The sequence below is a fragment of the Phocaeicola sp. genome (genome assembly GCF_048170425.1).
Classification (GTDB): Bacteria; Bacteroidota; Bacteroidia; order Bacteroidales; family Bacteroidaceae; genus Phocaeicola.
This window is the reverse complement of the sequence record NZ_DBEXBB010000189.1, coordinates 1-9,377: the sequence shown is the minus strand read 5'-3', so window position 1 is coordinate 9,377 and position 9,377 is coordinate 1. Positions and strand designations below refer to the sequence as shown.

Below are 9,377 nucleotides of genomic sequence, written 5' to 3'. Positions count from 1 at the left end.
GTGACGCACTATCAAAAGAACTTCAGTTCTATGTTTCAGTCATGAAGCACTACAAAGCTTGCCGAACTGCCAAAGAGCTGGCTATTGCATGTGGATACAACATCAACATCTTTAACCAATTGTTCAAAAACAGTTTTCATGGAAACACCCCCTACCAATGGCTACAAAAACAGACCACTTGTGAAATAGAATACAAATTGAAAGAGACAAATCAGACCATCAAAGAAATAATGCTGGAGTACCACTTCAAAACATTTTCTCATTTTACCACTTACTGTAAAAGAAACATTGGAGGCAGTCCCAACGAAATACGCAAAAAAGAAAGTGCACTACGGCATCAGACTTCTCAAAAAAATCCGGCTCTTCTTACTAACGAATAAACTATCAACACAATTATATTACCACAAATGAAAACTTATCCCTTAAACAAGAAATGCAGAATCTTGAAATCAGGATTCCTTGCAATTACCCTTCTGTTATCATCATGTACAACCCCTCACACAGAGGACGGTATTTACGAAGGCATATTACCAGCCGCCGACTGTCCGGGTATCTACGTTTTATTGGCCATTAACGGCAATAAATACGAATTGCTGGAGAAATACATTACCCATCCCGAAACATTCATCACCTATGGAGAAATAGAAAGTTCTTATAGCAGCAAGAGTCTGCTGCTAGACAACAACATGCAGCTTACTCCATCCGACAAAGGATTGTTGTGCCAAAATATGGCACTGAAACGCATATCCCCTCAAAAAGGATTGCCAGAAATCTGTATCTCACAACTTTTCAAAGAAGATCAAAGTGGAGAAGATGCAACTCTCAGAACATACAGCCGAAACGGACAGCAGTATGCAGACCTTTACTTCAAAGACATGGAGTACAATCTGGAGCAAAACCAGCAGAATGATTCAATTGAAGAATACGTCAAACCCGGAAGTTCTTTGAAACTTCTGCTCAAAACCAATCAGGAATCTTCAGACAAGAGACTGGTCTTCCAAAATGGTACAACATCTTATAACTTTACCTCACTTACTCCCACCAACTGTTTTTATACTCTCACAGAAAAAGAAGATAATGAAGCTCCCTCTTTCCTGGATGTAGTATATTACACGGATGAGCAACGAGCCATTGTAAAACTAATCGGCACGTCTCCAGAGCATTGCTACACCCTTCCACAAACGGAAGCCTCTGCCCATACCGCTATATACACTGACGGAAAAACAGAATGGCAGCTCGGGAACCATCAGAACGCTACACTGATTATCAACAATAAAGAATACCAATACAAAGAAGAGTAATTATCAGTCTTAAAACTATTCCGGTGGAATCTTTTTAACTGATAAAGAGATTCCGCCGAATTTGTATATATCCCTATCCTTATATCAAGCACAAGAAAAGGAGCAAACCGAAAGAAATCACGATAAAAAACTTACTCCACGAAGATATGAAAGAAGCCATAAAGTACATACAACCAAGAGGATAATATGTGTAACCTGCAAACCAAAAATAATAACGATATTTGTCACCCTACTTCTTTAGTAAGGGAAAAATAAAGAATAATACTATCCTACAAACAAAAGTAAAGTATAGAATCTTGAAACAGATCCAACAAGCTTAACTTGTATGACAGAAGTGATTCACTCTTCCCTTCTGCTGTATACCTCACTCTTTCGATGTTGAAAATTCGCAACGGCATACACAACGTTTTTACAATCAAAACCAATCAACGGAATACAATACAATAAGAACTTTTTAATCAATTAAATTATGTACACAAAAACAAAAAGTAAGAGCTATTTACTAGCAATGCTGCTATACATTTTCTTTTACTCATGCAGCAATATCGGCTTTGAGCTACCGCAAGGCCCTCAAGGAAACAGCGGAAAGTCTGCTTATGAGATATGGAAAGAAGAAGTAAAGGCGGGACATATAAACTGGCCTTCCGACAAAGTCGATCTGGCAGATTTTCTAGTTTATATCAAAGGAGAAAAAGGAGATAAAGGAGAAAATGGCTTGTCTGCATACGAACAATGGAAAGCCATGATTGCACAAGGTGACGTGACAGACCCTCATAACCCTTCGCAAATCTGGCCACCGACAAGAAACACTGAGCCCGACTTCTGGAATTTTATTTGCGGAAGAGACGGAGTATCTCCTTATGTAGGAGATAACGGTAACTGGTGGATCAACAATACGGATACCAAAATCAGAGTATCTGGGCAAAACGGAATGGATGGACTGAATGGAAAAGACGGACTGTCAGCCTATGAACAATGGAAACAACTTGTCATGCAAGGACAACTTGACTGGCCGCAAAATCAAACTACACAGACCGACTTTTTCCTATTTCTGAAAGGACAAAATGGAACAAATGGAGTAACGCCTCACGTAGGAGCAAACGGAAACTGGTATATCGGTTCTACTGATACAGGAGTTTCAGCCAAAGGAGATAAAGGTGACAAGGGAGATAACGGACTTTCACCCTACGTGGGTAACAACGGTAACTGGTGGGTTGGAACTACAGACACGGGGGTTGCCGTAAAAGGGAAAGATGGATTATCTCCTTATGTAGGTGAAAATGGAAACTGGTGGATTGGAGAGACTGATACCCAAATCTCTGCCAAAGGACAGGACGGAAGCAACGGATCTTCCGCATATGAACTATGGGCAAAAGATGTAGAAAGTGGAAAAATTCTTGACAAAAACGGACAGGTATGGCCAGAAGATAAAAATACGTTGACAGATTTTTATGTCTACCTGAGTGGAGCTAACGGAGATAATGGAAAGTCTGCCTATGAGTTGTGGAAAGAAACTGTATCTACCGGCAACCTGAACGATCCGAAAAACCCAGGACAAAAATGGCCTACAAACAGGACTTCAGAAAATGATTTCTTTGATTACCTGACTGGTAAGGCAGGTGAAAACGGAACCAATGGCTTATCTGCATACGAAGTATGGAAAGACGACCTGGCTCGACGTTGTAACACACCGGATGCTCTTACCGACTATAAAGACGGAAGCATATGGGATTGCGAAAAAAATACAATCACAGATTTTTATGAGTACCTGAGAGGAAAAGATGGCCAAAACGGAAAAGATGGAAAGCCAGGTGAACCTGGAAAACCTGGAGCTACAGTAGAGGTTATAAAAGGAATACCCAACGTAATCGCACAATACTCTCAATCTGAGTTTGGAGAATATGTGCGTACTACCGACGGAGGAGTTCTCTATAGAGTATACGATGAGGCAGGAGAACCGGCTCCCTATGCAACAGTAAAAGGAATGCCGGGACTCGATGCCCAGAAAACCTATACAGCAAATGATAAAGGAGAATTCATTATCCCCAAAGAAGACTTGCCACAAATTCAAAGTGTAGATTCACGCTGGGGGATAGTAAAAGAGGTTACCCTACAAGGAAGCTCCCCAAAAGCCTCAGCTAAAAATACATACGTTCCCAACCGAGTACAATTAAGAATCGTACTTCGAGATGATAATAACACTTTATATAACTATCAGTTTCTATACTTTAACATACAGCGTAAAATGAATCCTGACGATGATTGGCAAAATCTTCCCTCATACCTTCCGAACAGTGGAAAAATATATCTGGATGCTTATAAGATTTCTGACAAGAATACCCCTAGCAGTATCTTGAAAGACCAGAAACTAAACTCCAATTCATCTTACAACGGAACAAATTATTATATTTATACTTACCGGTTCATACAAAAAAATCCCATGCAATTCAAGAATAATCAGGATAATTACTGGGATGGAAGCGATGTCTACTATACGGTTAAATCCAGAGAACCATACTACGGAGACGAATATCAGTGGAATGGAGTCTGTTTGCTAGCTCCTTACCAGGTGGGTCCTACATTGAAAAAAATCAAACTGAAAACGTTGCGTAACGGAGAGTCTTCATCCTTTGACTCTGCAGAAGGTGAGTTGGATTTTTCAAACATAGATTTCACCAAAATCTACAAATATACAACAACCAGAACTGTCGGTGCAAACGGAGCAGAATACGTAACCCCTAACGCATATACCGAAGAAGAGGCACGAGCACTTAAAATGGCATCTGTCTACTTTAAGTTTACATCTACAGCCGGTACACAAGAAGCTTCAAGTTCCAACAACCCATCATCTGCGAACGTTCCGACCTTCAAGGTACTTACGCCATTTTTAAATTCCTACATATTTATAACTAACAGTACGGAAGCTTATTTCTACAGATACAATCTGGGATATCTGAGAAAAAGTGCAGACAGCAATACTTTTTTCATTGAAAAGTATGCTTCCAACTATGAACTACCAACAGTAGAAGTAACTTACGAAGAATAAAAAAACAACAGACGAATGTATACAAACAAAATTCATATTCGATTTTCCTTGGTAACTATTTTGTGCATTGCCCTACGGGTTAATGCACAAAGTGCTGCCTCAAACGACAACATACATAGTTTATACAGTAATACTGAATGTAAATCCAAAGCATGGGAAATAGGTATAGGTGCCAACGGACTTCAAATGACACGGTTCAACGTCATCCGGTTCTATACGAACGAATCTGGAGGATACTCACTAGACACCAGTAAAAAAGACCTTCTTTTCGGAGGACATTTATACCTTGCCCGCGAATTGAATTCTCATTTTTACCTTGACTTACAAGGCACACTGAACTATAGTTCAGATCCAGTAAACAATGGCAAAAAATCAAGGTGGCTCAGCATGGCAGGAGCTGGTCTTCAATGGCGTCTGGGAGAATATTTCCACTCACAATACATTGATCCATTCCTGCGAGCAGGAGTAAATTATATGTACAAGAATTTCAAAATTGACTACAGTGGAACAGAAGGAGTAAACAATGACCAGATGGGATGGAACTTCTCCAACGATTACAACAAAGAAGGAGATGACAGACATAATCTGATACCTATTTCATTAGGTGCCGGAGTCAATATGTGGCTTAATGATCATGCAGGTATCGGACTGCAAGCCGACTACCTTGTTATGCCCTACAAGAACATAGCCAATTCATGGCAAGGTACAATACGATTTATATGGCGTATTGGAGGAAAATCCAAACAAAGCAAACCGACCATACAATACGTAGAGAAAATCGTGGAAAAAGTGGTGGAAAAGCCAGTGACTGTAGAAAAAATCATAGAAAGTCAAAACAATATGTTATGTGATTTGTTTAATACAATCTATTTTGAATTTGACAAGGCAGACCTCACTGAGCAGTCATCAGCTGTAATTGACAAAATAGCCCGTTTTATGCAGACAGACACAAACAGGAAATACCTTATCACCGGTTGTACGGACGCAAAAGGTTCTTCTCAGTACAATATGAAATTGTCACAAAAGCGTGCAGAAGTCATTGTTGATGCCCTTATCAAAAGAGGAGTACCTGCAGAAAATCTAAAAGCAAGAGGAGTCGGTAAGAAAATATCCTATGCCTCTCAGGATACATCTGACAAGATACGGGAAGGCGACCGAAAAATTATTGTTGAAATTATCACCAATATGGATTACTGGAATCATATACCATAACTTACAAAAGTTAGTCTCTAGCTTTAAAATAACAAACACATGAATTTCTTTATAGGCATTCTTTAGACAAATAAATAGTCAATATGATATATTATGTACTTAGTTACCTTATGTTAGTTGTAATCTGTGGAGTAAAAATCATTCTGTCTTTACGGAGTGCTCCGACAGATATAGACCTTTGGGGTGAAGAAGCTGAATAAAAGAGCCCAACTCTTTACTGTAGAAAAGCTCTTAAGCAAATTAAGTTTCACCTCATTCCTCGGTTTTCAAACAAGAGTCTCCTAAATTTCAAGATTAGGTTGTATAGATAAAAAGAGACAATACTGAAAATTGAGCAATTATATCCCCCTCATTCTTCTTTTTCAAGAACAAAAGAAAATGAGGGGGATAATTATATGAACTTCTTTGAGAAGCGTTCCACAAACGCCGCATCTGAATCCTTCAATGCTAAAATAAAGGACTTTCGTTCACAATTCAGGGGAGTCAAGGATAAGGCGCTCTTCCTTTTCAGACTGGCTAAAACTTATGCTTAAACAATGAATCCCTCAGATTTTTACGTTGATCCGTTTTTACGCTGATTCCTTGATTTCCTAAATCCATTTGAATGGCATAAACAAAGAAAAAAGGCGATTACCTTTAAGATAACCGCCTTTTTTGAGTGATCCGCCTGGGGGCGGAACCTTATGTTTTTTATCGCTAATAATCAATTACTTATCTTGTTGTTTGTCATTTAGTCCACCTATTTCACCTCGATTGAACTTCTTTGTTCTGCACTGATATACAACTCTTTGTCAGTATTGCAAAGATACTGATTTTTGCTTTGAAAATCAACGAAAATTCCAAGAAATATTTAACGGAATGCTTCCTGTCTATTTTTCTCAAGAAGTTCTTCTATATCAGATTCCCGATATAAAATTTTACCTCCAATCTGATAATAGGATAAGATTCCATTATTTCTATATTCTTGTAAAGTGCGTCTTGATACTTTAAGGTAATTTGCCAACTCTGCATCATTCATATATCTATGCCCATTAAATGTTGGGTTGTTGTTCTTCAGAATATCTTCGAGTCTTGTTAGCGTATCTTTTAACCTATTGTATATCTGAATAACTTGCTCATTATCTTGGGTAATTACTTTGCTCATAATTTTCTGTTGTGTTTTTCAATGAACTTCTGAATATCTTCTTTTTTATAATAAATCTTTTTTCCAATTTGAGAATAAGAGATTTGGTCTGTATCTCTAAGATTCTGTAATGTTCTGGGAGAAATTTTGAGAATCAGGCAAACTTCTTGATTATCCAACCATTCCCCTATTGTTTTCTGTGAAGAAGCTGTTATCAATTTATCAATGGTATCAAGGAAGTTTTCAATTTCCTTTAAAGTCTTTTCATATGTAGCTGTTTCAATTCCAATGATTTCCATATCCAAAAAAGTTGAGTTTGTACAAATGTATTTTGAATATGTATATGATACAAAATGTTGTCATTAGGTGTCGTCAGGTAGCATCAGATGTCATTGTTGGTGGCTGTGTTAACCCGTTTCCAATTTTGTATTACATAGTTTACACTTTTGGTTTACACCAACATAAAATAGTAGAATTTTATATACTTGATTATCATGAATTTATAAGCATATTGGCCTTTATCTTAGATTCAGGCATACTATTTTCACTATTATAAGTACATACTCTTGAGTGCGCACAACGGGAGTATCGATTTATTCACTTAAACATTGGAATTATGTCATATATAGATAATGAGATACTCGAAAGACTGATAGGAACCATGGTAGAGGGATTTACTCGCATTGAAAAGAAACTGGACCAGATGAACCGTCTGAAAGAATGTATGAACGGAGACAGACTGCTTGATAATGTGGATTTGGCAGAACTCCTTGGTGTGTCACAAAGAACTTTGGCACGTTACAGGCAAGAGGGCAAGATTAAATATTACTCGGTGGAAAAGAACGGGAAATCATTCTATCTCGCCTCAGAGATACAGAGTTTCCTTCTCCAGCGAGGTAAGAACATAGTAAATAATAAGTAGCAAATAGAATAAGTGACCGTATTCTGATGGAAAGATGATACATACGGTCACTTATGCATTATACTGGGATTGCAGTCACTTTCAATGTCTCCAGATTGACATAGGCACCGCGATACAGTGTCTTTCCTTCCTTGAACATTTTCCAGAGCAGATCACATCCGATATGTGCCAGTGTGGAGTTAATGAACAGATCCTGTTTTTCCAGGGCTTCCGCCAGTGAACAGCTCGGCCCCGATTCCTTTTCCTTGATTTTTGCATAGTCCACTTCTTCGGTGATGACATTCATTTTAGGCATGGGAATATATTCCTGTGAAGAAGGTTGGAGAACTTTCTCACGTACCGTCCCGATAATGACCTGTCCTTTTGTCTGGCTGTTCCCGAAATCCATCCAGTATATGGGAGCCGAATGGTCACTGAAGTTTTCTTTGCGGACTTTCTTCAGGAACTTCCAAAGCGTAAGACGTGAACGTATATTATCCGTACAAGTTATGATGATATTGGCTGTGCTATTGTCAGAAAAGTTCCTAGTGGGGAAGCATTGCGGTTCGGCAGTCCATGCGTATCCGAAGAAACGGTTGATGCGTGTGACTAGTGATACGGCCTTGTTCAGTCCCAGTTCCGTCTCACTGAAAAGCTGTCGTCCTATATTGGCCTGGCTTACTGTGTCGGGATCGAATACGGTGACATGCAGTCCGGGATGGCCCAATGCCTGAAGTGCCATGCTCATGCGTGCAAGATTGGTTATCACTTGTGAGCCGGTACCTCCTGCTCCGATGACGAATACCGTTACCGGATGACGCGGATTGAGCAGGTAGCGGTCGGTAAAATGTATCTTTTTCATGGAAGTATGTCTTTAAGTTTTTTATTCATGGGCTTGAGTTCGTTCATGTCGAACGGATTGTTTCTTATGTTCTCGGCGACGATGACAAGATTTGAAACTGTAGGATTCACATTTCCTCCCAGATGGGAGAATTCAGTCAGCCAGAACCGTTTTTCCCAGTATTCCAGCAGGGAAAGGAAAGTCGGGTTCTGTGGCTTTTCCAAAGAACTGCTGCCAAGGCAGACACTTGATCCGGTCACGTTAAAGAACGGGGCACGGAACAGCGGAGTCGTCTCCACCGGACGTTTTCCCTTGAAGGCGAATACGTCCATGCTTCCGTTTTTTACATGGAAGACAATTCCCGGCAGATTGAACATGCCGTCCTGTATATTGAGATCTTTGTGAAAGAACATCTGTCTCTTTCCGGGCGGATTGTACCAGATATATTCTTCCTGTCCTTTTCTTGGATTGCAGGCCAGCATGTTTTCGGGGACTCTGCCTGCCGGTATCCCGCTCATTTCCTCCGTATAGGATTCCAGCAGGGTATTCATGAATTCGTATGTGACGGGGATACCTGCTCCCATCTGTCCGTTTTTTCCGATGGGACGCAATTCTATGAAGTACCTGGTATCAAAATTTCTTCTGTCTTCATATTTGTAGGCTATGATAGCCGCCTTCGGTACCATCATTTTCTGTATGTTTTTTGTCAGTTCATTCATGATGTTTATAAATTATAGGTAACATGTTCTACAAATTTCTCAAACCAACAGGAGAAACGCTCCGGATAGTTGTCCGGTTTGAAAAGTTCCTCTGTTTCCGGTGTGATGAAGGTAAATGATACGGGAGTCTGGTTATATGTCTCCTGACAGTCAGTACTGAAACAGCTTTCCATGTCTTTGGTAACCGTATCCGTAATGGAATATGTAAGCAGAATCTGATATTCGAGCGGTGGC

10 protein-coding genes and 1 pseudogene are annotated in these 9,377 nt (G+C 39.6%); 6 read left to right on the top strand and 5 right to left on the bottom strand.

Annotation, left to right across the window (positions count from 1 at the left end; genetic code table 11):
- The 5 genes from ACMJ0U_RS07380 to ACMJ0U_RS07360 form a co-directional block, all read left to right on the top strand.
- The coding region (locus ACMJ0U_RS07380) for a helix-turn-helix domain-containing protein (RefSeq protein ID WP_417129247.1) at positions 1–380 on the top strand (380 nt) is incomplete at its 5' end.
- A gap of 63 nt (positions 381–443) precedes the next feature.
- The gene (locus tag ACMJ0U_RS07375; protein ID WP_417129246.1) at positions 444–1,301 is read left to right on the top strand and encodes a copper resistance protein NlpE N-terminal domain-containing protein; all 858 of its coding nucleotides are present in this window, start codon (positions 444–446) and stop codon (positions 1,299–1,301) included.
- Between the two features lie 469 nt (positions 1,302–1,770).
- Positions 1,771–4,347 (top strand): hypothetical protein, encoded by a 2,577-nt coding sequence (locus ACMJ0U_RS07370; protein WP_417129245.1) that lies wholly within the window; start codon positions 1,771–1,773, stop codon positions 4,345–4,347.
- Between the two features lie 15 nt (positions 4,348–4,362).
- Complete coding sequence (locus tag ACMJ0U_RS07365; protein ID WP_417129243.1) at positions 4,363–5,559, top strand: OmpA family protein; 1,197 nt, start codon at positions 4,363–4,365, stop codon at positions 5,557–5,559.
- 320 nt (positions 5,560–5,879) lie between these two features.
- On the top strand, positions 5,880–6,092 hold the full coding sequence (locus tag ACMJ0U_RS07360; protein ID WP_417129249.1) for a transposase: 213 nt from the start codon (positions 5,880–5,882) through the stop codon (positions 6,090–6,092).
- A 317-nt stretch (positions 6,093–6,409) separates the two neighbouring features.
- Here ACMJ0U_RS07360 and ACMJ0U_RS07355 read toward each other — a convergent pair whose 3' ends face one another.
- Together ACMJ0U_RS07355 and ACMJ0U_RS07350 are read right to left on the bottom strand one after the other, a co-directional pair.
- On the bottom strand, positions 6,410–6,703 hold the full coding sequence (locus tag ACMJ0U_RS07355; protein WP_013619141.1) for a helix-turn-helix domain-containing protein: 294 nt from the start codon (positions 6,701–6,703) through the stop codon (positions 6,410–6,412).
- Positions 6,700–6,981: a helix-turn-helix domain-containing protein gene (locus ACMJ0U_RS07350; RefSeq protein ID WP_004326371.1), complete on the bottom strand. Its 282-nt coding sequence runs from the start codon at positions 6,979–6,981 to the stop codon at positions 6,700–6,702. Before ACMJ0U_RS07350 ends, ACMJ0U_RS07355 begins: the two co-directional genes overlap by 4 nt.
- A gap of 317 nt (positions 6,982–7,298) precedes the next feature.
- On the opposite strand from ACMJ0U_RS07350, the gene ACMJ0U_RS07345 reads away from it, so the two are divergent.
- The gene (locus ACMJ0U_RS07345) at positions 7,299–7,604 is read left to right on the top strand and encodes a helix-turn-helix transcriptional regulator (RefSeq protein WP_032946547.1); all 306 of its coding nucleotides are present in this window, start codon (positions 7,299–7,301) and stop codon (positions 7,602–7,604) included.
- A gap of 58 nt (positions 7,605–7,662) precedes the next feature.
- Here the strand turns inward: ACMJ0U_RS07345 and ACMJ0U_RS07340 are convergent, their stop codons facing one another.
- From ACMJ0U_RS07340 to ACMJ0U_RS07330, 3 genes and pseudogenes are all read right to left on the bottom strand, one after another.
- Positions 7,663–8,445, bottom strand: coding sequence for a PRTRC system ThiF family protein (locus ACMJ0U_RS07340; protein ID WP_417129241.1), 783 nt, complete (start codon positions 8,443–8,445; stop codon positions 7,663–7,665).
- Positions 8,442–9,143: a PRTRC system protein B gene (locus tag ACMJ0U_RS07335; protein WP_417129239.1), complete on the bottom strand. Its 702-nt coding sequence runs from the start codon at positions 9,141–9,143 to the stop codon at positions 8,442–8,444. The genes ACMJ0U_RS07340 and ACMJ0U_RS07335 overlap by 4 nt, the downstream gene beginning before the upstream one ends.
- A gap of 5 nt (positions 9,144–9,148) precedes the next feature.
- Positions 9,149–9,377 (bottom strand): annotated as a pseudogene (locus ACMJ0U_RS07330) (peptidase); the annotation flags it as partial.

Excerpts from the sequence above, each read along its gene's own strand:
- ACMJ0U_RS07365 (WP_417129243.1), top strand. The coding sequence starts at position 4,363 with ATGTATACAAACAAAATTCATATTCGATTTTCCTTGGTAACTATTTTG.
- ACMJ0U_RS07370 (WP_417129245.1), top strand. The coding sequence starts at position 1,771 with ATGTACACAAAAACAAAAAGTAAGAGCTATTTACTAGCAATGCTGCTA.
- ACMJ0U_RS07350 (WP_004326371.1), bottom strand. The coding sequence starts at position 6,981 with ATGGAAATCATTGGAATTGAAACAGCTACATATGAAAAGACTTTAAAG.
- ACMJ0U_RS07335 (WP_417129239.1), bottom strand. The coding sequence starts at position 9,143 with ATGAATGAACTGACAAAAAACATACAGAAAATGATGGTACCGAAGGCG.
- ACMJ0U_RS07345 (WP_032946547.1), top strand. The coding sequence starts at position 7,299 with ATGTCATATATAGATAATGAGATACTCGAAAGACTGATAGGAACCATG.
- ACMJ0U_RS07340 (WP_417129241.1), bottom strand. The coding sequence starts at position 8,445 with ATGAAAAAGATACATTTTACCGACCGCTACCTGCTCAATCCGCGTCAT.
- ACMJ0U_RS07355 (WP_013619141.1), bottom strand. The coding sequence starts at position 6,703 with ATGAGCAAAGTAATTACCCAAGATAATGAGCAAGTTATTCAGATATAC.